Origin of the sequence: Kaistella rhinocerotis (assembly GCF_030243905.1) — a bacterium.
In the GTDB taxonomy this organism is placed as follows: Bacteria; Bacteroidota; Bacteroidia; order Flavobacteriales; family Weeksellaceae; genus Kaistella; species Kaistella rhinocerotis.
Map to the genome: position 1 here is coordinate 78,997 of NZ_JASSYY010000002.1, position 24,074 is coordinate 103,070.

27 protein-coding genes and 1 other RNA gene are annotated in these 24,074 nt (G+C 43.0%); 7 read left to right on the forward strand and 21 right to left on the reverse strand.

Going from position 1 to position 24,074, the window contains the following annotated elements; all coding sequences use genetic code 11:
• Positions 1-5 precede the first annotated feature (5 nt).
• From QEP06_RS05560 to QEP06_RS05575, 4 genes are all read right to left on the reverse strand, one after another.
• Positions 6-1,256: a dicarboxylate/amino acid:cation symporter gene (locus tag QEP06_RS05560; protein ID WP_251832845.1), complete on the reverse strand. Its 1,251-nt coding sequence runs from the start codon at positions 1,254-1,256 to the stop codon at positions 6-8.
• Between the two features lie 247 nt (positions 1,257-1,503).
• Positions 1,504-1,923: an SH3 domain-containing protein gene (locus tag QEP06_RS05565; RefSeq protein ID WP_285269427.1), complete on the reverse strand. Its 420-nt coding sequence runs from the start codon at positions 1,921-1,923 to the stop codon at positions 1,504-1,506.
• 5 nt (positions 1,924-1,928) lie between these two features.
• Positions 1,929-2,408 (reverse strand): BON domain-containing protein, encoded by a 480-nt coding sequence (locus QEP06_RS05570; RefSeq protein ID WP_251832843.1) that lies wholly within the window; start codon positions 2,406-2,408, stop codon positions 1,929-1,931.
• Between the two features lie 141 nt (positions 2,409-2,549).
• On the reverse strand, positions 2,550-3,164 hold the full coding sequence (locus QEP06_RS05575; protein WP_285269428.1) for an alpha-ketoglutarate-dependent dioxygenase AlkB family protein: 615 nt from the start codon (positions 3,162-3,164) through the stop codon (positions 2,550-2,552).
• Positions 3,165-3,228: 64 nt separating this feature from the next.
• On the opposite strand from QEP06_RS05575, the gene QEP06_RS05580 reads away from it, so the two are divergent.
• A complete protein-coding gene (locus QEP06_RS05580; protein WP_285269429.1) occupies positions 3,229-5,085 on the forward strand; it encodes a CocE/NonD family hydrolase in 1,857 nt (618 codons plus the stop codon).
• A gap of 231 nt (positions 5,086-5,316) precedes the next feature.
• Here the strand turns inward: QEP06_RS05580 and speB are convergent, their stop codons facing one another.
• Entirely contained in the window at positions 5,317-6,174 is an 858-nt protein-coding gene (speB, locus tag QEP06_RS05585) for an agmatinase (RefSeq protein WP_285269430.1), read from the reverse strand.
• 130 nt (positions 6,175-6,304) lie between these two features.
• On the opposite strand from speB, the gene QEP06_RS05590 reads away from it, so the two are divergent.
• On the forward strand, positions 6,305-6,514 hold the full coding sequence (locus QEP06_RS05590; RefSeq protein ID WP_251832839.1) for a DUF5808 domain-containing protein: 210 nt from the start codon (positions 6,305-6,307) through the stop codon (positions 6,512-6,514).
• A 56-nt stretch (positions 6,515-6,570) separates the two neighbouring features.
• Positions 6,571-7,236: an HAD family hydrolase gene (locus QEP06_RS05595; protein WP_285269431.1), complete on the forward strand. Its 666-nt coding sequence runs from the start codon at positions 6,571-6,573 to the stop codon at positions 7,234-7,236.
• A 190-nt stretch (positions 7,237-7,426) separates the two neighbouring features.
• Here the strand turns inward: QEP06_RS05595 and QEP06_RS05600 are convergent, their stop codons facing one another.
• The 3 genes from QEP06_RS05600 to QEP06_RS05610 form a co-directional block, all read right to left on the reverse strand.
• Positions 7,427-8,818 (reverse strand): type III PLP-dependent enzyme domain-containing protein, encoded by a 1,392-nt coding sequence (locus QEP06_RS05600; protein WP_251832837.1) that lies wholly within the window; start codon positions 8,816-8,818, stop codon positions 7,427-7,429.
• Between the two features lie 103 nt (positions 8,819-8,921).
• Entirely contained in the window at positions 8,922-9,551 is a 630-nt protein-coding gene (locus QEP06_RS05605) for a thiamine diphosphokinase (protein WP_285269432.1), read from the reverse strand.
• 12 nt (positions 9,552-9,563) lie between these two features.
• On the reverse strand, positions 9,564-10,133 hold the full coding sequence (locus QEP06_RS05610) for a cob(I)yrinic acid a,c-diamide adenosyltransferase (RefSeq protein WP_285269433.1): 570 nt from the start codon (positions 10,131-10,133) through the stop codon (positions 9,564-9,566).
• Between the two features lie 191 nt (positions 10,134-10,324).
• On the opposite strand from QEP06_RS05610, the gene QEP06_RS05615 reads away from it, so the two are divergent.
• Together QEP06_RS05615 and QEP06_RS05620 are read left to right on the forward strand one after the other, a co-directional pair.
• Positions 10,325-10,810 carry an RNA polymerase sigma factor gene (locus QEP06_RS05615; RefSeq protein ID WP_285269434.1) on the forward strand — a complete coding sequence of 162 codons (486 nt, stop codon included), beginning with the start codon at positions 10,325-10,327 and terminating at the stop codon, positions 10,808-10,810.
• Positions 10,797-11,390: a hypothetical protein gene (locus QEP06_RS05620; RefSeq protein ID WP_285269435.1), complete on the forward strand. Its 594-nt coding sequence runs from the start codon at positions 10,797-10,799 to the stop codon at positions 11,388-11,390. Before QEP06_RS05615 ends, QEP06_RS05620 begins: the two co-directional genes overlap by 14 nt.
• A gap of 35 nt (positions 11,391-11,425) precedes the next feature.
• Here QEP06_RS05620 and QEP06_RS05625 read toward each other — a convergent pair whose 3' ends face one another.
• The 4 genes from QEP06_RS05625 to QEP06_RS05640 all read right to left on the reverse strand — a co-directional run bounded on the left by QEP06_RS05625 (position 11,426) and on the right by QEP06_RS05640 (position 16,619).
• Positions 11,426-12,265 (reverse strand): alpha/beta hydrolase family protein, encoded by an 840-nt coding sequence (locus tag QEP06_RS05625; protein WP_285269436.1) that lies wholly within the window; start codon positions 12,263-12,265, stop codon positions 11,426-11,428.
• An 85-nt stretch (positions 12,266-12,350) separates the two neighbouring features.
• Positions 12,351-13,244 (reverse strand): ribokinase, encoded by an 894-nt coding sequence (locus QEP06_RS05630; RefSeq protein WP_285269437.1) that lies wholly within the window; start codon positions 13,242-13,244, stop codon positions 12,351-12,353.
• Positions 13,245-13,339: 95 nt separating this feature from the next.
• Positions 13,340-13,984, reverse strand: a complete 645-nt coding sequence (locus QEP06_RS05635) for a DUF4241 domain-containing protein (RefSeq protein WP_285269438.1) — start codon at positions 13,982-13,984, stop codon at positions 13,340-13,342.
• A gap of 16 nt (positions 13,985-14,000) precedes the next feature.
• Entirely contained in the window at positions 14,001-16,619 is a 2,619-nt protein-coding gene (locus tag QEP06_RS05640) for a valine--tRNA ligase (protein WP_285269439.1), read from the reverse strand.
• 129 nt (positions 16,620-16,748) lie between these two features.
• Here QEP06_RS05640 and QEP06_RS05645 point away from each other — a divergent pair, with 129 nt between their 5' ends.
• Both QEP06_RS05645 and QEP06_RS05650 read left to right on the forward strand, forming a co-directional pair.
• On the forward strand, positions 16,749-17,228 hold the full coding sequence (locus tag QEP06_RS05645; protein WP_251832828.1) for a DUF1573 domain-containing protein: 480 nt from the start codon (positions 16,749-16,751) through the stop codon (positions 17,226-17,228).
• Between the two features lie 78 nt (positions 17,229-17,306).
• Positions 17,307-18,176 carry a polyphosphate kinase 2 family protein gene (locus QEP06_RS05650; RefSeq protein ID WP_251832827.1) on the forward strand — a complete coding sequence of 290 codons (870 nt, stop codon included), beginning with the start codon at positions 17,307-17,309 and terminating at the stop codon, positions 18,174-18,176.
• A 48-nt stretch (positions 18,177-18,224) separates the two neighbouring features.
• Here the strand turns inward: QEP06_RS05650 and rnpB are convergent.
• The 9 genes from rnpB to QEP06_RS05695 form a co-directional block, all read right to left on the reverse strand.
• Positions 18,225-18,553, reverse strand: an RNA gene (gene rnpB / locus QEP06_RS05655) — RNase P RNA component class A.
• Positions 18,554-18,745: 192 nt separating this feature from the next.
• Positions 18,746-19,942: an ADP-forming succinate--CoA ligase subunit beta gene (gene sucC / locus QEP06_RS05660; protein WP_285269440.1), complete on the reverse strand. Its 1,197-nt coding sequence runs from the start codon at positions 19,940-19,942 to the stop codon at positions 18,746-18,748.
• Positions 19,943-20,216: 274 nt separating this feature from the next.
• The gene (locus QEP06_RS05665) at positions 20,217-20,474 is read right to left on the reverse strand and encodes a hypothetical protein (protein ID WP_285269441.1); all 258 of its coding nucleotides are present in this window, start codon (positions 20,472-20,474) and stop codon (positions 20,217-20,219) included.
• A gap of 5 nt (positions 20,475-20,479) precedes the next feature.
• The gene (locus QEP06_RS05670) at positions 20,480-20,848 is read right to left on the reverse strand and encodes a response regulator (RefSeq protein ID WP_285269442.1); all 369 of its coding nucleotides are present in this window, start codon (positions 20,846-20,848) and stop codon (positions 20,480-20,482) included.
• Positions 20,849-20,884: 36 nt separating this feature from the next.
• On the reverse strand, positions 20,885-21,271 hold the full coding sequence (locus tag QEP06_RS05675) for a DUF423 domain-containing protein (RefSeq protein ID WP_285269443.1): 387 nt from the start codon (positions 21,269-21,271) through the stop codon (positions 20,885-20,887).
• 3 nt (positions 21,272-21,274) lie between these two features.
• Positions 21,275-21,445, reverse strand: coding sequence for a hypothetical protein (locus QEP06_RS05680; protein ID WP_285269444.1), 171 nt, complete (start codon positions 21,443-21,445; stop codon positions 21,275-21,277).
• Positions 21,446-21,452: 7 nt separating this feature from the next.
• Positions 21,453-21,755: a hypothetical protein gene (locus QEP06_RS05685; RefSeq protein WP_285269445.1), complete on the reverse strand. Its 303-nt coding sequence runs from the start codon at positions 21,753-21,755 to the stop codon at positions 21,453-21,455.
• A gap of 7 nt (positions 21,756-21,762) precedes the next feature.
• Positions 21,763-23,091 (reverse strand): hydroxymethylglutaryl-CoA reductase, degradative, encoded by a 1,329-nt coding sequence (locus QEP06_RS05690; RefSeq protein ID WP_285269446.1) that lies wholly within the window; start codon positions 23,089-23,091, stop codon positions 21,763-21,765.
• 134 nt (positions 23,092-23,225) lie between these two features.
• A complete protein-coding gene (locus QEP06_RS05695) occupies positions 23,226-24,050 on the reverse strand; it encodes a hypothetical protein (protein WP_285269447.1) in 825 nt (274 codons plus the stop codon).
• Between the last annotated feature and the right edge of the window lie 24 nt (positions 24,051-24,074).

The following is a 24,074-nucleotide window of genomic DNA, read 5'->3' on the forward strand; positions in this document are numbered from 1 at the left end:
ATGTATTAAAGATCCCCGCCGTGGTTATCAAGCTGACCTTCCCACTTAGAAACAGCGGAGGTAGCGAGCGCATTTCCTAAAACATTAGTCATACTTCTACCCATATCGCAGAAGTGATCGATTGGAAGAATTAGCGCGATTCCTTCAGGCGGAATGCCGAACATTGTGCATGTTGCCACAATGATCACGAGGCTGGCCCGCGGAACGCCCGCGATCCCCTTCGAGGTAAGCATCAAAACCAACAGCATGATTATCTGCTGCCCGAGCGACATATCAATTCCGTAGATCTGTGCAATGAATATCGCGGCGAACGTCATGTACATCATACTTCCGTCGAGGTTGAAAGAGTAACCCAGCGGTAGAATAAAGGAAACGATACGGTTGTTACAGCCAAATCTTTCGAGTTCTTCCACGAGTTTCGGGAAAACCGCTTCTGAACTTGTGGTGGAAAACGCGATAAGCAACGGCTCTTTTATTCTTCTTAATAGTTCAAAAAGTCTGTTTCCAAGAATTAAATAGCCGACAATACACAGAACTAGCCACAGGATGGCCAACGCGAAGAAGAAGTCGCGGAGGTAAATTGCGTATACTTTGAATATATCAAATCCGTTCGTTGCAACTACTGCGGCAATAGCTCCTAAAACACCAAAAGGTGCAAACCACATGATATAGCCTACCATTTTCAGGATGGCGTGAGCAAGGATATCGAGCGCGCGAACGATCGGTTTTGTATAATCTTCACCCATGTTAGCGAGGGCAACGCCAAACATAATGGAAAACACGACGATCTGCAGGACCTCGTTGGTCGCGAAAGCTTCGAACAAACTTTTCGGGATGATGTGTTTTACGAACTGTTCCAATGAAAGTCCCTGGCTGTTTGCCACCACATCTCCAGCTGCATCCGCCGCGGGTTTTTCTAGTTGCATTACGTAACCCGGTTCGAGCCAGTTTACAAAAATAAGTCCGATCATCAGGGAAACCAAAGACGCTGTGATAAACCACAGCATGGCTTTCGTGCCCACACGGCCTATCATCCGCATATCACTCATCTTAGCGATACCTACAACAAGCGTGGTGAAAACAAGCGGCGCGATGATCATCTGCACCAGACGGATGAATATCGTTCCCAAAAGTTTGATGTTGGTGGAAAATCCTTCTGCATTTTCGGGAAACTGTGTGTGTACCACCCCACCCATGATCACTCCTATGATGAGCGCCACTACGATGGCAATAAAAAGCTTGTTTTGACCTTTCATGTTAATTTTTTTTGTGTGTAAGGTTACAAATATAGTTTTTTTTAACATACATAAATTTGGGAAACTGCGCCGGACAAGCGATCGCAGTGAAAATCCTCCGCGGCCTGAAAAGACCGCGGAGATTGTAACGGAGAGCGCGGTCCCGAAAATTGGCGCGGACAAGACCGCAGACAATTTTTCGGGATGGCCCATAAAAAAACCTCTGAAACAAATCCAGAGGTTACCAAATATATAACGAAAAGACTTTCTATGAACGGAGATAGCGCGAGTAAGCATAACCTTCCACGCCATCTGCGGTGCGTACTTTCCACCAGTCATCGGAGGTTTGCTCCACCAGCGTTACGCTGTCGCCTTTGCCTGCTTTGCCCACGATTGCGGCGTCGGTAGAAGCTTCCTGGCGGATATTCAGGTTTGAATTATCTGTAGCCACGGTAAGTGATGAGCCTGCCGAAAGGCCTGAAACCTGCACATTTAAATTAATATCTGATGCAGAATACGTTGTATCGATCGCGCCTAAAGCATTCCAGACACTGTCTTTCGCGGCGCTGGAAGCGGCATCGCCTGAAACGTATAAAATACCGTCCTGCTCGGCAATCTGAAGATTCCGGATTCCCGCAGACTGTGCTGCAGAAATTACTCCTGCGTATTTATCTTGTAAGGTACTCATAGCTATTATTTTACGGTATAATTATAATTTACTTTGCCGGCCTGAAGGGCATCTACAGACATCTTGATTTTTCTTGCCTGCTCCGGTGAAACGTTTCCGGTAAGGGTGAGTTCGCCATTTACAACTTCTACAGAAACTGAAGGGAAGTCTTTCACGGCATCAGTCACTTTTTGCTGAACAGCCGGATCTACTGCGGACACAGTTTCCACTACCACAGGCGCCTCTATTTTGGACATGTCCATCACGTCTTTGATTCCTGGAATTGCCTTTAAAGATGCAATCATCTGATCACGTGAGGCTTCATCTTCAAAAGTACCGCTAAGATGTGCCGTACCGTCTTTCACTTCCACAGTTGCCTGAGGATTCGCAGTAACCACGGTAGTTGCCTGCGTCTGAAGATCGGCATCCGTCACCTTCTTCTTACACGCTACAGATGTAAATGAAACCGCCAATACGAGAGTTGAGGCTGCAATTAGTTTTTTCATAGTTTGATGATTTTATGATTTAGTAATTTCAAATTTAGCCATTAAAATTGATGCCAAATTGCCAATAAGTATTAAACTTTTCACAATTTTTAAGGGTATTTTTCCTCAACCGACATATTTTAAGCTTTTTACTTCTTACGTTTAAGAGTTATTTCGAATGGTGCGGAAAGTAAGGTTGATTCTCGGTTCGCTCACCTTCTTCGTGGGCGGCAGCCGATGCAGCCAGAACGTTTGGGTTTCGTCTTTCATCACGAGCAAACTGCCGTGTTCCAGCATCAGCTCAATTTTTTCACCGGTTGATTTATGTTTAAATGCAAACTTTCTTTCAGCACCCAGACTCATGGATCCGATGGCGCCATTTTTCATTAGATCTTTCTCCGCATCGCTGTGCCAAGCCATTCCCTCCTCGCCGGAATGATAGAGATTGAGCAAACACGAATTGAATATCGCACCTGTTTCTGCCTCGCAAATTTTCTTTAGCTCCAGCAGTTCAGCAGTCCAGGGAAGTGCGGTTTTGGTCGTTTTAGAGTAGGTATATTTAAATTCTTCATCGCCGTACCAAGCTACTTTGCGCTTCGTGAGGATTTTTTTACCGAAAATCACGGCCTCATCATTGCGCCATTGGATGGTATTCAAAAGTGCCTGTTGAAATCGGTCGGCCTCATCTTTAGTTAAAATCTTCCCATAGTAATTTACGGTACCGTCGTGTGGCAAAAGATTGATGTTTGGATCCGAATTATTATCAAATAAGCTCATTATTCCCGTTTTTACGTCTTAAATTTATCATGTTTTTTTATACTTTCGGACAAAATTATCATTCATGAAAAAATTCCTGCACTTTGCGCTGATGTTCTGCGTACTCTCCACATTCGCGCAGACGCGTCCCGACAATACATTTGTAAAAGATAATTACACTAAAAAGGAAGTCTACATCCCAATGCGTGATGGCGTTAAGCTTTTCACTGCCATTTATATTCCAAAAGACATTTCGAAGTCCCAGAAATACCCATTCATCATGCAGCGTACCTGCTACAGCATTGCGCCATACGGTGCAAATGAATACCGTGCATCGCTGGGCCCCAACAAGTTCCTGATGAATGACAAATATATTTTCGTTTATCAGGATGTGCGCGGCCGGTACATGAGCGAAGGCACCTTCACCAATATGACGCCACAGGTAGAACGCAAAACTAAGAAAGATGTGGATGAAAGCACGGATACTTACGATACGATCGAATGGTTGCTTAAAAATGTTAAAAACAATAACGGCAAAGTGGGTCAATACGGCACTTCTTATCCCGGATTTTACACCGCTGCGGGGATATTGGCGGACCATCCGGCGCTGGTAGCTTCTTCGCCCCAGGCTCCAATTTCAGATTTCTGGAATGACGATTTTCTGCACAATGGCAAGTTTATGCTGGGTTACTTCAAGACTTTTCCGGTTTTCGGCGTCCAAAAGACAAAAGCTGAAAATAAGGCTTGGTACAGCGACAGTATGATAAAATCCACTTCAGAGGACGGCTTAAAGTTTTACCGCGATATGGGAACGCTGAAGGACGGCTATGATAAATATTACAAAGACAACTTCTTTATGACCGAAATTATGAATCATCCGAACTACGATGAATTCTGGCAAAAAAGAAGTCTGCTACCCCACCTGAAAAACGTGAAACACGCGGTGATGACCGTTGGCGGCTGGTTTGATGCGGAAGATTTGTTCGGACCTTTAAATATTTATAAAACCATTGAAAAAACCAGTCCGAAAGCGAAGAATACCATAGTGATGGGACCTTTCTCGCATGGCGCCTGGGGACGCGAAACCGGAAAACATTTCCACAACGAGATCTATTTCGGAGACAGTATCGCGACCTATTATCAGAAAAATCTGGAAACGAAATTTTTCAGTCATTATCTTAAAGGGTATTCCAAAGCTGACGCCGGTTTGCCCGAAGCGATGATGTATGATACCGGAAAGAAAGAATGGAAAGAATTCGATGTTTATCCGCCCAAGAACGCGCAGAAAGTCAATTTTTTCCTCGCAGACGGAACCCTGAAACCTGCCGCTTCCAACTCAGCCTCGGAATATTACAGTGATCCGAACAATCCGGTTTTAAGTTCAGATAATCTGAAAGACTTCAATGGTTTCACGCCACGAAATTATATGAGCGAAGACCAGCGTTTTGCTGTGGGAAGGCCGGATGTGATCACATTCACAACCAATGTACTCACGGAAGACCTCACTTTTGTAGGCGAAATTTTAGCCAAACTTAATATTTCCTCTACTTCTACCGATGCAGATTTTGCGGTGAAACTTATCGATGTCTATCCGGAAGATTTCAAACCGACAGAAAAGAAGGAAGGCGTCATTTACGGATATTATCATCAGATGGTACGCAGCGAAATAATGCCGGCAAGGTTCCGCAACTCCCGCGAGAAGCCGGAAGCATTGATTCCAAATCAAAAAACAGCCGTGAATTTCAGGTTGCAGGACGTGGTGCATACCTTCAAAAAAGGTCACAGAATCCAGGTTCAGATTTCAAGCACGTGGTTTCCGCTGTTTTCTGTAAATCCTCAGAAATTTTTGGACAATCCGAACTTCGCTACTAAAGATGATTACACAAAAGCCTTTATAAACGTTTTTGGCGACAGTTCTTTGGAAGTTGATGTTTTGAAATAAAGACAACACAACATTGAATTGCATTACCCAATTTCCCGAAAGTTTGTCGCACGAGTGTTTGGACTTTTCGGGTCTTCCGGAAAGTTTGTTGAACATGTGTTTGGGACTTTCCGGTGAAAAAACATTAAAAAGGTCTCTTTTTTAAATACAATACAAAAAATGCTTTCCAAAAATTATGGAAAGCATTTTTTTTTTGATTCTAGATTCCTGGCTCTTCTTACCTGGCTCTTTTTACTTGGCTCTTCCCAAATGATAATAAGCCAGCATTTTATAATACAATTTCGCGGCTAAGAACGCGCTTGGTTTCGGCATCGGCGAATCCATTAATTCTACAATATCAAAAGCAACAACATTGCACTTTTCGAATACTTTTTTCAATAATTCTAAAGTTGGGTACCACTGCAGACCGCCCGGCTCCGGCGTTCCGGTTGACGGTGCGAGTGATGGATCGAACGCATCTAGATCGATGGTGATATAGACATTCCCGGAAACTTTTGCCAGCACATCGTCGATCCAGTTCGGGTTTACCGCAATTTCGTGAGCCCAGAAGCACTGCTCTTCATTCACGTGCTCCATTTCTTCCGCGTCCATCGAACGGATACCAACCTGAACCAGATTGTGTTTTTTGCTGGCCTCATACACCGCGCACGCGTGGTTTGAAGTGGAGCCGTGAAAATCAGGTCTTAAATCTGTATGCGCATCAAGCTGAAGAACCGTGAGGGTTTCATACTTTTCACCCACCGCGCGGATCGAACCAATTGAAACCGAATGTTCACCGCCGAACAGCGTGAAAAGTTTATCATCATGATTCAGCAGTTCTTTTGTCTTTTGGTAAACCGCCTCGGTCATCGCTTCAGGAGTAGAATCTTCCGAAATTTCCCCAGCCAGATAAACGCCTTCCAGATAAGGTTCGGTGCGGGTTTCAATATCGAAAAGCTCCATATTTTCAGACGCGTCCAAGAAAAGTTCCGGGCCTTTATCGGCACCTTTTCCCCAAGTTGAAGTTCCGTCATAAGGAACCGTCACGAGCATCACTTTCGAATTTTCCAGGGTGGCGTTTTCTTCGGGTATTCCTGCGTATGTCTTCATTTGAATTGTCAGTTTAATATTTAATTTTTCTTTGAATGCCAAAGGTAAAAAATTCCGGTTGTAAACCGAAGCCATCTTCAGTTCCCCAATTATCACAAAAAAAACGTAACTTTAAGTCAAACCTTACAAGATGAAAACCGATAAGTATGGAAACGACGCCAGCAACTGGATATGGGGCGTTTTCTATTATAACAAAAATGACCGGCGGATCTTTCCACCGAAACGCCATCCGTGGATGGGCTGGACAGTGAATTTCGCCAACTGGAAATCAGTACTTGCGTTGGTGCTGATGATCGCTTCTTTCTTCCTATTGATTTATATCATCGAAGAAAGCGTATAAAATTTTCCACTCTCTGAGCTTTGTACGCTTTTTCTACCTTTGCGCAAATTCCAGATATGCCATTAAAAGCTGTACTTTTCGATATGGACGGTGTGATTGTAGATACCGAACCACTGCACCGTAAAGCGTATTTTAAATTATTTGCTGAGCTCAACATCGAGGTTTCTGAAGAGCTTTACACGAGTTTCACCGGTGCCTCTACACAGAAAGTCTGCACCACTTTGGTGGAAAAATTTGGTATAAAGTTGCCGCACGAAGAATTAGCTTCGGTTAAGCGCCTCTATTTCAAGCATTATTTTGATAACGATGCGGATTTCGATTTACTTCCGGGCGTAAAAGATCTGATTGAAAACTATCATCAAAACGGCCTGAAACTTATCCTGGCTTCTTCCGCTCACATGAACACCATCAACTGGGTTTTTGAGAAATTCGGACTTGAAAAATATTTTTCCGGAAAGATCAGTGGCGCAAGTTTGAAAGAATCTAAACCTCATCCCGAGATATTTCAGTTAGCCGCGAAAATGGCTGGAGAACCTACGCCAAACTGCCTTGTTATCGAAGATTCAACGAACGGGATTTTGGCTGCACACGCGGCGGGAATCTTCTGTGTGGCCTATAAAAGTGAGCATTCCGTGAATCAGGATTACAGTAAGGCCAATCTGGTAATTTCAGATTTTTCGGAGATTGAGGCGGAGAAGATTAAAAGTTTATTTGGGGAATAATGGGCGCGAGCGTAGCGAGCGCCGAAAAGCCTATTTGTAGAACCCAGCGGTGGGAAATGCAAATACCCGACATCCTAGCCCCGATTGCAGTGGAAATCCTTTTTTGCGGCGGCAAAGCCGCCGCAAAAAGATTGCAACGGAAAGCGGGAACGCAAATGAAAAGGAGCAACTAGTTTGTTGCTCCTCAATTTTAATATCCTAATAACTTCAGCACGTCTTCCGGCCGCTGTTCTTCGCGGAAAACCTCGTATGTGAAGTTACCATCTTCGTCTTTATTGATCAGAATATGTTTTGGCTGCGGCATCAGACAGTGGTGAACGCCGCCGTAGCCGCCGATGGTTTCCTGATACGCGCCGGTGTGGAAAAAACCGATATAAAGCGGTTTTGTATCACTGAAAACCGGCAGATAAATCGCGTTGGTATGCTGTTCTGAATTATAGTAATCATCTGAATCACACGTCAAGCCACCAAGAAATACCCGTTCATACGTATCTTCCCAACGGTTCAGCGGCAACATGATGAAATGTCGCGAAATCGCCCAGGTATCTGGCAGCGTCGTCATGAAAGACGAGTCGATCATGTTCCATTTTTCCCTGTCGTTCTGGCGTTTTTGGGAGATGATCTTGTAAAGGTTTCCGCCGCTTTCGCCAACGGTGAAACTACCGAATTCGGTATAGATGTTTGGTTCTTCCACGCCTTCTTCTTCACAGAATTTCTTGATCTGCGACACGATTTCATTCACCATATACTGGTAATCATAGTCGAAATTCAGAGAGGTTTTGATCGGAAAACCGCCACCAATATTCAGGGAATCCACTTCCGGAGCGATTTTTTTAAGTCTCGCATACACGCGGAGACATTTGTAAAGTTCGTTCCAGTAATACGCGGTGTCCTTGATTCCCGTGTTAATGAAGAAATGCAGCATTTTGAGGCGCGCATTCGGATGTTCCGCAATTTTCTGGCTGTAATATGGGATGATATCTTTGTACCCAATTCCAAGTCTGGAGGTATAGAATTCGAATTTTGGCTCTTCTTCAGAGGCAATTCTGATCCCAATATTGAACGTAGTGTCAATGCTTTCGGTAAGTTTATCGAGTTCCCGGTAGTTATCAAGCACCGGAATGATATTTTCAAATCCACTGTTGATGAGGTCTGAAATTTTTGCCAGATAATCGTCGGTTTTGAAACCGTTGCAGATCACCTCCACATCCTTCTCATATTTTCCTTTGTCGTAAAGCGACTTTACGATGTCCATGTCGTAAGCAGACGATGTTTCGATCGAAATATCATTTTTCAGCGCTTCTTCAAGTACAAACGCAAATTGGCTCGACTTCGTGCAATAGCAGTAACGGTAACCTTTCTTGTAGTCGTTTTTCTCGATGGCTTCTTTGAACCACGCCTTTGCGCGCTGAATATTCATCGAGATCTTTGGCAGATAATTAAACTTCAGGGGCGTGCCAAACTGCTCTACCACGTCCATCAGAGGGATATCGTGAAACAGAAGCGTATTCTCCGAAACATTGAACTCTTCTGTCGGGAAATACAAAGTCTGGTCGATAAGTTCTGAATATTTAATCTTCATTCTTTAGAAATATTTGGAATTTTAAGTGTGTGACATTTTGCCGAAAACAAACTGCAAAATTGCGTAAAAAAGTTGGTTTTTCGCGATCTAAATTTTATTTAAATCACCTGTACCTTTCCCTGCCCACAAAAACCACCAGATCGCCATCGCCATACCTTATTTCTACAGTATCTTGCACTGCAAAATTGCGGCTTCCTATTCGCGATGTAATTGAAAGTTCCTCACCACTGAGTTCCCAGTTCAAACCTTGAGTAATGACATTTGACGTGATGGGAAATGGAATGAGCGACACCAAAAGACCTTCCACATCTGACAAAACTATCTTTTTAGGCGCAAAGAAATATTTAGAATGCTCATCAAAAAATGTAATTTTTAATTCATTTTTAAACATAAAAGCCGTGTGCAGATTCCCTAGAAAGTGATCCATTTCGCCACCGCTGCCACCGTAAACGTCGACTTCTTTAATGCCTTTTTCATTCAGAATTTCCAGTGATTTATAGAAATCAGTTTTGTCCTGATCCGGCGTGTAGATGAATTTTTCCGCATAAAGCATTTCATCTGAGCCAGAATGGGAATCGAAATCACCAGAAATAAAGTCGAGTTGATCGAGCGGAAAACCATTGCTTGTTAAATAATGAAAAGCGCCGTCCGAGCACGCGATTACGGAATAACCGTCCGTGTCTGGAAGTTTTTTCGGCGGAACTCCGTTGATGAACAAAAGCGCTTTCTGCATTTATAACTGAAATTATCGGTTATTGGGATTCCAGTATTCTTCCGTTTCGCCGTTGATTTTTGAAACGTAACGCGCCAGCACAAACAAATAATCGGAAAGTCGGTTCAGATATTTAATCAGTTCCGGCCGAACTTCTTCGGTTTCATTAAGAAAAACCAAGCTGCGTTCAGCTCTACGGCATACGGTACGGCAAATATGTAATGATGTCGCAGATTTTCCGCCTCCCGGCAAGATAAAATACTGCAAAGGTTCCAGTTCAGTTTCAAATTCATCCATCCACTGCTCTAACTCCTCGATTTCAGTTTCAGAAATCATCAAAGTCAGCCGTGATTTACCGTTTGCCAGCGTGAGTTTGTCGGTTGGCGTTGCCGATTCTGAACCAAGCGTGAACAAATCAAACTGAATTTTGCGCAGCTGATCCAGTACTTTTTCATTATTTATTTCAGTTTTAGCAAACCCGATAAAAGAATTTAATTCGTCAATTGTGCCGTAAGATTCAACTCTTGCTGAAGCTTTCGAAACGCGCGTTCCGCCATACAATGCGGTTTCTCCCCTATCGCCGGTTTTGGTGTAAATTTTCATTTCTAATTTCTTTGACGTAAAAATAACGATTTTAAAATAGGCCCAAAGCCGCTGCAGCACGATCCTTTCAAAACAATTTTTAATTTTTTTGTAATAATTTCAGCATATCTTCATCCAATGAGCAGAACTGAAAAGCCGAAACATTTTAGATTCTTTTAAATGAAAATATTGAAGAAGATTAAATTCACCTGATGACACACGATTTCGACCAACTTTATAAGGAGTTTTCCGGCCGCATTTACAAACTCTGCCTGAGTTACTCCGGAGACCGGCTAGCAGCGGACGACCTGCATCAGGAAACCTGGATTGCCGTGTGGAACAGTCTGCCACGCTTCCGGAATGAAAGCCAGATCGGCACCTGGATTTACCGCATCGCTATCAACACCTGTCTGGTAGGTTTAAAAAAAGAAAAAAAGAAAGCCGACAATTCAGAAGCAGTTCTTTCAAAATTGATACACGAGGAAACAAGGGACAATTCTGCAGAAATCAATCGGCTTTACGAATGTATCAGCCAGCTGAAAGAAAATGAACGAATCATTATTACGCTGGTTTTAGAAGAGAAACCTTACGAAGAAATCGCAGAGATAACGGGCATTACCGAAAATAATCTGCGTGTGAAAATTCACCGAATCAAAAAAGAACTCCACCAAATTTACAGCAGCTATGGACAATTTTAACGAACTGCACGACGTCTGGAAACAAGCCAAAACACCAGCACCAAACAGAAAAAACAACCTTTCACAAATAAAAACCAATAAGATGAAACTAAAACAAAAAGAAATTAAGCACGCCTCTGTCCTCATATTTACAGGAATCTTCATCCTCGGTTTGATGTTGTCTTTTGACGGAAAACTTCAAACTTTGCCCATCATGTCCGCGATGATCATCATTTCACTTGCGTGCTTTCTTCAGGCAGCGGTGATGTTTTTCAATGCAAGAAAAATCAGTCAAATAGATGATTCAAACACACCAGCGGTGCATCTTCAGCAGTGGCTGGACTTCCGCGAATTCCAGAAAAAACAAAGGCGGTGGAATATGCCGGTTTACTATATCCTGCTCAGCGTTTCCCTCGCCGTGTACCTTTACGAGTTGCTGAAAGCGGTAGAATTTTGGAAAATGGCGCTGGCTTTTGTCCTCACCTACAGTTGGATGCTGATCGCTTATTTCTACTTCGGCAAGCGCGAACTGAAAAAACAGGATGCAAAAATGGATGGAATAATCGCCGAATTAAAAGAACTTGAAACCCAGTTTCAGTAAAAAAATCCGGAGGCTTTTGCTTCTGGATTTTGTTTTTAAAGTTCATCGAGAACTATGCGCCACAGCACACGGTTATAACTTCGGAAAAAGTTTACATGTCCAATTTCCTTTTTAGGCGATTCTGAAATTTTTATTTCGTAATATTTCTTTTCTAAATGCGGATAAACTGTATTCATAAGGCTTTCCATGCCTTTCAAAGTCACCCAGGAATCATCTTCAGCATGAATAATCAAGGTTTTTTGTGTTAAATGTTTCGAGAAATCGTTGCTTATCTTTTCTAAAAGTCGACTGGTGGATTTGCGGTGAAGGATCAGTGTACGCCAATCAAGCGCCACGCCGGATGGCAGAGATTCCCCCAACCCAAACCTATCCGCCGGGAAATAGCCGAAAAACCTGGTGATTATTGGTACGGCAATTCCAAATCCAAAAAATCCCAGTGCCGCAATTTTGAGATTCAAATGTCCGTAATATGCATCCTGTGTGGCTACAAAAACAAACTTTTCAAAAATCTGGGAACCTTCGTTCATGCCTAAAATCAACGCACCGACCGAATGGCCGAGGCAATATTTGGTATGATCACTGTAATGTTGCTTAACATAATCGGTGATGGTTTTAAAATCTACAGTTCCCCAAGTCCGCATCGTAGCTTTTGATGAAGCCAAATTTTTCGGCTTAGATTGGCCAATCCCGCTGTAATCATAAGTGACCACTGTAAATCCGTATTCAGCGAAATATTTAGCAAAAGAATAATAGACCTGCTGCTTTACGCCTGTTGCAGAATTGATAACCAAAAGTTTATTACGAGGACTTGAAGGTTCAAACACGGTGACCGCGATTTGCGAGTAACCGTCCGTCTCCAGGAAAAATTCTTTCATACCTGAAAAATAAAAAATTCACCCGGTTAAAAGTGAATTGTTGTCTTTAATTACAAAGGTTTGCGTAGTAATTCCCGGTCTTAAATCATTCGCCGCTAAAATCTTTCAGGTAAGGTAAACCGCTCTGAGAACCGCAGTTTTTGGTAACTTTCAATGACACGTCGTTGCCGAACTGCACACAATCGTCCACGGGGTTTCCATGGCACAATGCGACTGCAAAACCGCTGGTGAACGCATCGCCCATTCCCATTTTGTGAAGTACAGAATCGTGGTCGTTGCGGTAATATTTCATTTCAGAGCCGTTGTAATAGGTTGTGGAATTGGAGTCATCACGCACAAACAGTTTATTGGCATATTTTCTTAAAATGTCCTCACGCTGATCTTCGCCAAATACGATAGAAAGCTCGCTGCTTTTCGCCACGATGAATGTACTGGCTTCAATAACACTTTCAGAAAGTTTCTTTGGCGGCGAGGCGTAAACACCGATTTTAATGTTATTTTTCCGCGCTAACTCTACCGAAAACTCCACGGTTTCCATCGGAATTTCGAGCTGGATGAGCAGCAGGTCTGAGCTAGAAAAAAGCCGTTCTGCCTCGGCGACATGCGATGATTTCAAACAATAATTGGATGCAGGAACCACCACGATCGAGTTTACCCCTGCAGATGAAGTGACAAAGGCTGAACCAGTGGCTGCATCTTCGGTTTCCGTGACATAACTTACGTCAACACCCTCGTCTACAAGGTTTCGCATTATTTGCTGCCCAAAAGGATCCATCCCCACACACCCGACAAACGAGACATCCGCGCCAAGTCTAGCAGCACCCACCGCCTGATTCGCACCTTTACCGCCAAAAAAACTCTCGGATTTTTCAGCCAACACAGTTTCGTTCGGTTTTGGCAAATGTTCGGTAGAAAGCACCAAATCGATAGACGAGCTTCCTACTACGATAATCTTGGGTTGTTCCGTGGATACTTTCATGGATCAAAAAATATTAAGCGACAATACTTCAAAAGTACTTCCGACGCGATTACAAATCTATTGATTTTATCAGAGTTTCACTTTCAAAAGTAAAATTACTTTTCAGCCAGAACTTCGATGAATTCAGTGATAATTTTCACCGGCTCACCTTTCGGGCCAAAACCGATGTAACTTCCGTAGAAACCTTCACCATAGCCGGTTTCAAAAGCGAAAATATTTCCTTTTGCCTCGTCATCGGGTTTTAAAAGTGCAAACTGATCGATTGCACCATCTTCATTAAAGAAGTGTTCATGGAAAAACTCTTCGTAAATACCCATAAAATCCGCACCCTTCCGGTGAAAAAGCCTGAGTTCGAGCTTTTCGAGGCTTACCTGCGTATCCAGGTCCATGAAGCAGCCCATGCCACTTTCTACCGGATAACCAAAGATCTCATCTCCTTTCAAATCGTGAACTTTTTGCGACTCGGTTGTCGCGAGTTCCCAGTGAACAGCCGGTGAATCTGCAAAGACAATCTCGGTATAGGCGATGCAGTTGCTTTCGCGCTCTTTATGCACCAACACGGGAAATTCGCCCACGGGAAAAACCGTAGTAAATGGCGGCATATCGTTGGTCAATACGGGATCGCAAGCAACCAATTTACCGCTAGAGAGATGTATCTTACCTGCTTCGAAAGTTTCAAGCACGGGATTTTCCACAAAATTTTTGCTGAAAAGCTTAGCAATGTTTTCGAGGTGCGTCATTTTTTGTTGTTAATTTTTATAAAGTCTTCAGTTTCGCTTCCAAAAGCGCAATCTTTTCCTGCGCATCACTTTGTTTTTTGCGCTCTGCATCTACGATTTCGGGCTTTGCATTAGCCACAAACTTCTCATTCGATAATTTTTTGTCGACTGAAATAAGAAAGCCTTTCAGATACTTGATTTCTTCTTCGGTCTTCGTCTTTTCTTCGGAAAGATCAAGTTTTTCACTTAGTGGAATGGAGATTTCACTGGAACCAATCAAGAATGTAAAACTTGGTTTGTCCGTTTTTTGGGCATAATGAATATCTGAAATATTGGCTAATTTCTTTACCAAATCTTCATTTTTAAAATATTCAGCATTGGTGAAAATTTCAGCTGTTTCGCGTGGAGAAATTCCTTTGCTCTGGCGATAATTCCGAACACCCGAAATCATTTCCTTGGCAAACTCAAAATTATTCAGAACATCTTTACCAAATTCTCCGCCTTTACTTTGCTGGGTAATTACGAGGGCGTTTTCAGTAGTTCTTGGTGTAATGTTCTGCCAAAGTTCCTCCGATAAAAACGGCATGAAAGGGTGAAGAAGTTTCATCAGTTCTTCGAAATAGAGGATGGTCTTATCGTAGACCTCCTGCGAAATTGGCTGGCCGTAAGTTGGCTTCACCGCTTCAAGATACCACGCGCAGAAATCGTCCCAAATCAATTTATAGACAAGATGCAGCGCATCAGAAATCCGGAATTTCTCGAACTGGTCAGCAATTTCCGCGATAGTTTTATTCATTTGCTGCCCAAACCATTCGATCGCCTGTGCGTCAGATTTATTCGGTTTTATACTTTCATCTTTATTCCAGCCCTGAATTAGGCGATATGCGTTCCAGATCTTGGTAGCGAAATTTCTGCCCTGCAACATCAGTTCTTCATCGAAAAGCAAGTCGTTTCCTGCAGCGGAACTCAACAAAATTCCTACACGCACACCATCAGCGCCATATTTTTCGATAAGTTCGATTGGATCCGGCGAATTGCCCAGTGATTTCGACATCTTGCGGCGCTGCTTATCACGCACGATTCCCGTGAAATACACATTTTTGAACGGAACTTCATTTCGGTATTCCAAACCTGCCATAATCATTCGGGCTACCCAGAAGAAAATAATATCCGGACCCGTCACCAGATCGGAAGTTGGATAAAAATAATCGATTTCTTTATTGTCCGTTTCCAGCATACCGTCAAACACAGACATTGGCCACAACCACGAAGAAAACCACGTATCGAGCGCATCTTCGTCCTGTTTAAGGTCCGAAATATTTAAATCTGAATTTTGAGACTGCTGTTTAGCAAGTTCCAGGGCTTCCTCAATGGTTTCCGCGACCACAAAATCGTTTTCACCTTCCCCATAAAAGTAAGCCGGAATCTGCTGTCCCCACCAAAGCTGGCGCGAGATATTCCAGTCACGAATGTTTTCCATCCAATGTTTATAGGTATTCTTGAATTTTTCCGGATGGAATTTTATCTCATCATTCATCACCACATCCAGCGCAGGCTTGGCGATTTCCGACATTTTCAGGAACCACTGCACCGAAACTTTCGGTTCTATTACGGCGCCAGTCCTTTCGGAAGTCCCTACTTTGTTCACATAATCTTCAGCTTTAAGCAAAAGTCCTTTCTCCTCCAGTTCCTTTGCGATCATCTTGCGCACTTCAAAACGGTTTTTGCCCTCGTAGTGAAGACCGTGAGCGTTCAGATTGGCGTCATCATCCAGGGAATCAATCAGCTGCAACTGATGTCGTTGGCCGATTTCGTAATCGTTCAGGTCGTGTGCCGGCGTAATCTTCAACGCGCCCGTGCCGAATTCGATATCAACATATTCGTCTTCAATAATAGGAACTACACGGTTCACCACAGGTACGATGACCTTTTTACCTCTTAAATGCGCATATCTTTCATCATTTGGATTGATGCAGACTGCGGTATCGCCAAAAATGGTTTCCGGACGCGTGGTTGCTACCGATAGAAACTCTTCGGTACCTTCAATTTTATATTTTAAGTAATAGAGTTTTCCGTTTTGCTCTTTAAAGATCACCTCTTCATCGGAAATATTCGTTTTAGCTTCCGGATCCCAGTTTACCATGCGGTAGCCGCGGTAGATCAACCCTTTATTATACAGATCGACAAAAGATTTGATGACCTGCTGAGACATCTTGGGCTCCATTGTGAAGCGCGTACGCTCCCAGTCACATGAGCAACCGAGTTTTTTAAGCTGCTCTAGAATGGTTCCGCCATAATTATCTGTCCAGTCCCACGCATGTTTTAGAAACTCTTCACGCGAAATATCTGCTTTGTTGATGCCTTCTTCCTTGAGTTTGGCAACCACTTTCGCTTCCGTAGCGATAGATGCATGATCGGTCCCGGGAACCCAACATGCGTTGAAACCCTGCATCCTGGCGCGCCTCACCAATACATCCTGAATCGTATTGTTCAGCATGTGGCCCATGTGAAGAATTCCGGTCACATTTGGTGGCGGAATGACGATGGTATAAGGCGGTTTCTCGTTTGGTTCGGAATGAAAATAGTTATTGTCCAGCCAGTAACTGTACCACTTTTTTTCGGTTTCTGTCGGGCTGTACTTCTCGGAAAGCTGCATAGAATCTGTGTGTTTACTCGGTATTAGGTGCAAAAGTACTCAAATAAAAAAAATTATCCCGATGTGGAAATAATTTTTAACTTTGTCTCTCATAATATAAGAAACCCGAACCAAAAAACAATTAAAAATATGAAAAAGATTTTCGCAGGTTTATTTCTCACTGCATCTTTCGCATTCGCAACAGCACAAACAATTTCTTTCGATAAAACCACTTTTGATTACGGAACCGTGAAAGCGGGATCTGAAGGTCACAGAATGTTCACCGTAAAAAATACAGGTGATAAACCTTTAATCATTTCTAAAGTTCAGGCATCTTGTGGATGCACAACTCCTGAATGGAGCCAGGAACCGATTATGCCAGGAAAAACGGCTCAGCTGAAAGTAGGTTACGACACAAAAATCGTAGGTCCATTCGCTAAAATCATCGAGGTATATTCAAACGATCCGGCAAGCAGCCGTTCAGTAATCAACATTAAAGGAACCGTAGAGCCAGCCGTTACCGCAACGGTAGCGACTGATGTAGCTGTAGCAGCTCCGGCTTCTGCAGAACTTTCTGCAAAACCAGCACCTGCCACTGCAACTAAAGCAGAAAGAAAAAGAACAAAATAGGCTACGCACAAAACAAAAAATCACATAAATCACTTCTTCTGAAGTGATTTTTTTTATTTTTAATAAAAATACCGGATTATGGATCTTGATTTCAGCCACGACTATATCGTAAAAGGGAAAATTGAAATTGGAAAAGCAGACACTGAGTACAAAGGCAAGCTCACTAAAAGCGACGGCAAGGAACTGCTGGCCAATGAAAAAAGCAAACTGTACGAACTGCAGGAAAAACTGTATGCCGATGGAAGCCAATCTTTACTCGTTGTGCTGCAGGCGATGGATGCAGCCGGAAAAGATTCACTGATTGAGCATGTTTTCGGAGGTGTGAATCCGCAGGGATGCGAGGTGCACAGTTTTAAATCTCCGAGTTCGAAAGAATATTCGCATGACTTTTTGTGGCGTCATTATATCGCGCTGCCGGAGAAAGGTAAAATCGGGATTTTCAACCGAAGTCATTATGAAAGTGTTTTGGTCTGTAAAGTTCATCCGGAATATAACCTCAATGAAAAAGTATGGAATACTGTTTCGGATTTCGATGAAAAGTTCTGGGAAGAGCGATATGAAAGCATCCGGAATTTTGAAAGACATCTGGCGCAGAACGGAACCAGAATCATCAAGATCTTCCTGAACGTTTCAAAGAAAGAACAGAAAAAACGTTTCCTGGACCGCATCAACGAACCCGAAAAAAACTGGAAGTTTGCGATGGGTGATATCGAGGAGCGAAAACTTTGGGATGAATATATGGAAGCCTATGAAAGAGCCATCAACGAAACCTCAAAAGACCACGCGCCATGGTTCGTGATTCCGGCGGATGACAAATGGTTTGCGCGCGTGGCGGCCATTCAGATCATCATTGATGCGCTGGAAAACATGAATTTGAAATTCCCGAAATTGGCCAAAGAAGAGCAACAGAAGTTGGATGATGCAGAATCTCAATTGGAAAACGAATAAATAAGAAAAGCAGAAACCTAAATTTCTGCTTTTTTGTTTCTATTAAAAACCACAAGAAAAACTGTAAGCCGGATTCTGTAAATTCGCCGAAGCGAAAGTGCCTGTTATTTATCTGCGTTTTACATTGCTGCAAAACTTTAGCTGTTTACCCCTCGGTTTTTGGAGCGAGCCACTCCTATCCCGGCGAACCGGGAAATCCGATATACTTAACATTGCACCGCAAAGAGTTTACCTGATTTCACTATAAATTAATATACATCCTTTCTGTTGCACTTGTCCTGATCTCACGACCGACGGGTGTTACCCGCTTTGCTGCCCTGTGGTGTCCGGACTTTCCTACCCCGACCGAAATCGGAATCAACAGGCCGTTCTTCTTGTGGAGGGCAAAGATAGTGTTTTTGCAAAAAAAAGTATCTGGGGGCTTCGTGATCTCTTAGCCCGGATCGCAGCGGCATCCCCCGGGCGGCGCGCCAGCGCCGAACGGGGATACAGTGGAGAGCCGGAAACAGCTCCAAAAAAAAATCCACTCAAACTGAATTGAACGGAATATTATAAGTTTATCTAAAATCTTAGTGTCCTAAAACTTCTTTTACTTTGTTAGCAGCTTCTTCCAGCGTGATAGCCGAGTGCACAGGAAGTCCTGAGTTGTCGATCAATTGCTTGGCTTCTACTGCGTTGGTACCCTGAAGTCTCACGATCAATGGAACCGGAAGGCTGCCCATCGCTTTGTAAGCATCTACCACACCCTGCGCTACACGGTCGCAACGAACGATACCACCAAAAATATTTATCAGGATCGCTTTTACGTTTGGATCTTTCAGGATGATACCGAAAGCTTTCTGTACTCTTTCAGCATCTGCCGTACCACCTACATCAAGGAAGTTAGCCGGGTTACCGCCTGAAAGTTTGATGATGTCCATCGTCGCCATTGCAAGACCGGCACCGTTTACCATACAAGCTACGTCACCGTCAAGCTTTACGAAGTTAAGACCTGCTTCACCAGCTTCTACATCTGTAGGGTCTTCTTCGCGTGTATCTCTTAGTTCTGCAAGATCTTTGTGACGGAACAATGCGTTGCCATCCAAAGTTACTTTAGCATCTACAGCGATGATTCTGTTGTCAGATGTCTTAAGTACCGGGTTGATTTCAAAAAGTGATGCATCAATACCTACGTAAGCATTGTAAAGTGCCGTGATGAATTTCACGAAATCCTTGAACGCGTTACCTTCCAAACCTAAGTTGAAAGCGATTTTACGCGCCTGGAAGCCCTGAAGACCTACCGTAGGATCAATAACTTCTTTGTGGATAAGGTGCGGAGTAACTTCAGCAACGTGCTCGATATCCATACCACCTTCAGTAGAATAAACTACCGTGTTTTTGCCCAAAGCTCTGTCCAATAGGATAGAAACGTAGAATTCCTTCGTTTCCGTTTCGCCCGGGTAGTATACATCTTCGGCAACCAGTACGCTGTGTACTTTCTTACCTTCAGCAGAAGTTTGTGGAGTCACAAGCTGCATACCGATGATGTTCTGTGCGTTTTCTTTCAGTTTATCCAAGTTCGGTGAGAACTTCACGCCACCGCCTTTTCCGCGTCCACCTGCGTGTACCTGAGCTTTTACCACCCATCCTTCGGCACCGCCGGTTAATTCCTTGAGTTTTTCAGCTGCTTCTGCGGCTTCTTCCACATTGTTTGCCACAAAACCGCGCTGAATATTAACGCCATATTTTGCTAAAATCTCTTTTGACTGATACTCGTGAAGATTCATACTATTGAATTAAATTTATTGTTTTTTTTAAAGATTTACAAATTTAAGAAAAAAGGACTAAGTAGGAAGTGATGAAGCAATTAAGTTTGCACTGCACTTGGTTTTGGAGCCTACAGGTATGTGTTTTTCGCAACTTTGCGGTAAATTTGGGCGCCATTTCCGGCTTTCACTACTCGCTTTTTTCTGCGCCGCTGCGCGCGGCGCAGAAAAAGAGCTCAGACAGGCCGTTCAATCCGGGGCGCGAAGATGGTTTTTATCAACGAAAATCAGTTTATCAATACAGTCTGCCGACATCTTTGCAAACCTCCATATATTCTTCCGGAATCGTGGAGCGGAAACCCTGCTCGTAATACTCGTCTGTGTGCGGAATGTAAATGCTGTAGCGTTTCCCAAGCGGAATGAGCGGAATAAAAAACAGTTCAATGTACATTTTGTAAACAGTCACGACTGCGTTTACACTCAAGCCATTCTTGCGGATGCTTCGTGTCTCCCTGCCCACCGGTTTTTTGTTGTAGCCGAAGATGAAAAACATGTGGTTTAGTTTAAATTTGTGAAATTTCCCAAAGTAAAAAGCAGCTTATTTATATCTATCGGTTTGAAAATTGTGACATTAGCACCAGCTGATCTTGCTTCGCCAATGCTTGAACCCGAAGCCGTTAAATAAATAATTGCGGTATGCCTGCCGAAAGGGCTCCTTCGAATTAATTCTATTGCTTTAACCACGCCAAGTTCAGGAATTCTTCTTGCTATCAATATCCCTGCGGGACGAAACTGCAACAATAGTTCCGGTAGTCCCTGCGAAGTCTCCCGGACTATACACTGATATCCCTCATCCTTTAAAATTGACGCCAATACACTAGATACTGCTATCTCAGTTTCAAGAATCAGAACGCGTTTTTTATGCATAGTAACCGCCTTTTTGATATCCTGTCTTCAAAAATATCAGATCTTTGTCCGCAGGAAATAAAAAATCAGCATCGCCCATGAAATAATCATCATCAGGCCACCCAGCGGTGTGATCGGTCCAAGAAACTTGAAGTTTAAACCATTTACTCCGTTGAACGCCAAGACATAAATGCTGAATGAAAAGATAAAGGTTCCGGCAATCATCAAAATGGAAATCCATTTTTCAGCCGGCGTCTCGAATTTCAAAATATATCCCACGATTAATAAAAACAGCGCTGAATACATTTGATAGCGCACGCCGGTCTCAAAACTGGTGAGTTTTTCCACAGACAACACTTTTTTCAAAGCATGCGCACCAAAAGCGCCTAATATTACCGAAAGCAGTCCGTAAACGGCACCTACAACCAATGTGAATGTTTTCATATTTTAAAATTCTCCTTTTTGATACATTATAAATATTCTGCCGATGAGCGTGATGATGCCGGTTGCAATCAGCAGCCACGCCATCCGTTTTGAGCGCGCAAAGCCTGGATTTTGGGTCATTTTGAGAAAAATCCCAAAAGCTAAAATCGCCACTGACAAAATTAATCCGAACATAATTGATTCATTTTTTACCGTATTTTTCTACTAATTCAAGCTTTTTAATTCGGGAACGGATAGCACCTTCATTACGCCCAAAAATCTCACTGAGTTCTTTCACGTTTTTCCCACAATAATATAGGATTTCAAGTTGTTCATCATCCTCTGAGCTCCAAGGCAAATATGCATTTCCCTGATGCCCAACTGTGGTTCTGGCGCCAGGTGAACTTTGACGAGGCCTCGATATTTTGATGTCAAACTTTTTTGCTATCTGCAATAGCAAATCAAGATTTTCTTCAGATCCTTCAGCTACCACACATATCTTCATGACTATATTATTTTTCTCTCAATTTATTAAACTCCGAAATCACCTCATGGTGCGTCACCGTTTTATCTTTGAAGTAAGTCACGAAATGATTTTTCTCCTCTTCCGTGGCGCCCATCTGATTCAGGATATTCAAAAGGTGCATCTTCATGTGACCTTTCTGGATGCCGGTTGTCACCAAAGAACGCAGCGCCCCGAAATTCTGTGCTAAACCTGAAACCGCCAGAATACTCATGAGTTCCTGCGCGGAAGGTTTTCCTAAAAGTGCCAGTGAGAATTTCACAAGCGGGTGAAGATTTGTCAGACCACCAACAACGCCAACCGAAATCGGCAGGTCAATCCAGAACCTAAAAATCCCGTTATCAATTGTACAGTGCGTCAAACTCGAATATTTTCCGTCTTTCGCGGCGTAGGCATGGGCACAGGCTTCTGTCGCACGGAAATCGTTTCCGGTTGCGATCACCACCGCATCCACGCCGTTCATGATTCCTTTGTTATGCGTTGTCGCGCGGAAAGGTTCAATTTCAGCGATTGTTACCGCACGTTTGAACTTCGTGGCAAATTCTTCGTTAGAAATTCCGCTGTCGTCTTTCAGGTCTTCAATTTTGCACGAAACCTCAGCACGAACGATACAGTCCGGCGTGAAATTGGACAGGATGTTCATCACAATTTGCAGCGAATCTTTCTCTTCCTGCGTGAAACTTTCTTCCTTCGCTACTTCTTCTTTCAAAGTTTTGCCGAATTGTTCCAGACAAGAATTGATGAAATTCGCGCCCATGGAATCTACCGTGTCAAAGCTCGCTTTTAACTGAAAATAATTTTCAAGGTCTGCGGTTTTGTCGATAAGCCGGATGTTCAGGATTCCGCCGCCGCGGTTGCGCATGTTTTTGGTGATATCCTCAGTCGCTTCAAAAAGCTTTTTCTTCAGTTTGAAATTAAAGAAATGCTGAAGCTTATGCGGTTCCACATTTAGGATAAAATGCGTGTGACCCAATTTTTTAGTATTGATGATGGTCGTCTTGAAACCACCTTTGTCAAGCCAGAATTTGGCAGCTTTTGAGGCCGCGGCCACCACCGAACTTTCTTCCACGGCCATTGGCAACGCCAGCAGTTTCCCGTCAATCAGGAAGTTGGGAGCAATACCGTAAGGCATATAAAAATTGGAAATGGTATTCTCGGAAAATTCTTCGTGAAGCTTCTGAAGATCAGGATTATCGTTCCAGTATTGCTTCAGGACGGTTTCGTATTCTGAGTTTCCTTCCAGATATTCGTTGACGATCCAGTCAATTTTTCCCTGCTTCGACAGTTTGGAGAAACCTTCTACCGGCTGATGATTCATAGCATTTGATTAAGCTTCAAATATAGGGAAAATCGCGCAAGCTAAGGGCTTGGTACGGCATTATTTAAGTTTGTAAAACTGCACAATAATGAAATATCGTGACTAATAAAATATAAGCGCCGCCAGTTTGCCGATCAATTTATAATGATATTTCCTGCCGAATCGTAATTAAATTCCCACTCTTGCACAGACGCTGTAGAAGTGCCGTTCTGTGTAAGAATTTCACGGTAAGTCCTGAAATTATTTTTAGAAATAGAGCGGTAGAAGTACTCATCCAACAATGTAAAACGCTTAAATGGATTATAAGAATTATCAAAGTTTTCAAACAGTCTTACACGCTTATAATGCGGTGAAGGCACGCCATCTTGCAATTCCACATACTCTGTTCTTATTAAGTTGCCTGCGGAATTAAAAAAAAAATTTTCCGAGAATGAGTATATATAATCATTTGGATCTGTAGGATCGTAGGGCATATTTGGAAATGTAGTCTCTATCTCGTCTAGCTTGCCACCTTTGTAAATGTAAGTCTCCCGTTTGAATAAATAAACATTTGCATTTGAAATTTCGCGGGTTTCTATTTGCTGATGAGGGTTAAGGGTAAGGTTGCGGGTATTTTTCGGTACTGTAAACTCAGTGGAAGTTGAAAAATTCTCGACAACCACTTTATTTCCGGTGTACGCAAGGGAAGTTCCAAGCAACTTTGTAAAAGGGCCATAATTGTAACCCGTAGAACCAGAAATCGGTAGAAATCCGCCAGTGCGTCTGATTAATTTATTTTGGTGGTCATAAGAGAAATCTATAGTCAATTCTTCATTGTTGTAAGGCACCGCACCCGGTGACAAAACACGGACGGCTATTTTTGCCACTAATGGATCCTCCGGAGGAGTCTGAACAGCTTGCTCGCGCTCGCAAGACAGTACCACAAAAAGTAACAGCAGCGGTAAACGACTTATTTTCATTATTCTTTAAAAGATTAAATATAC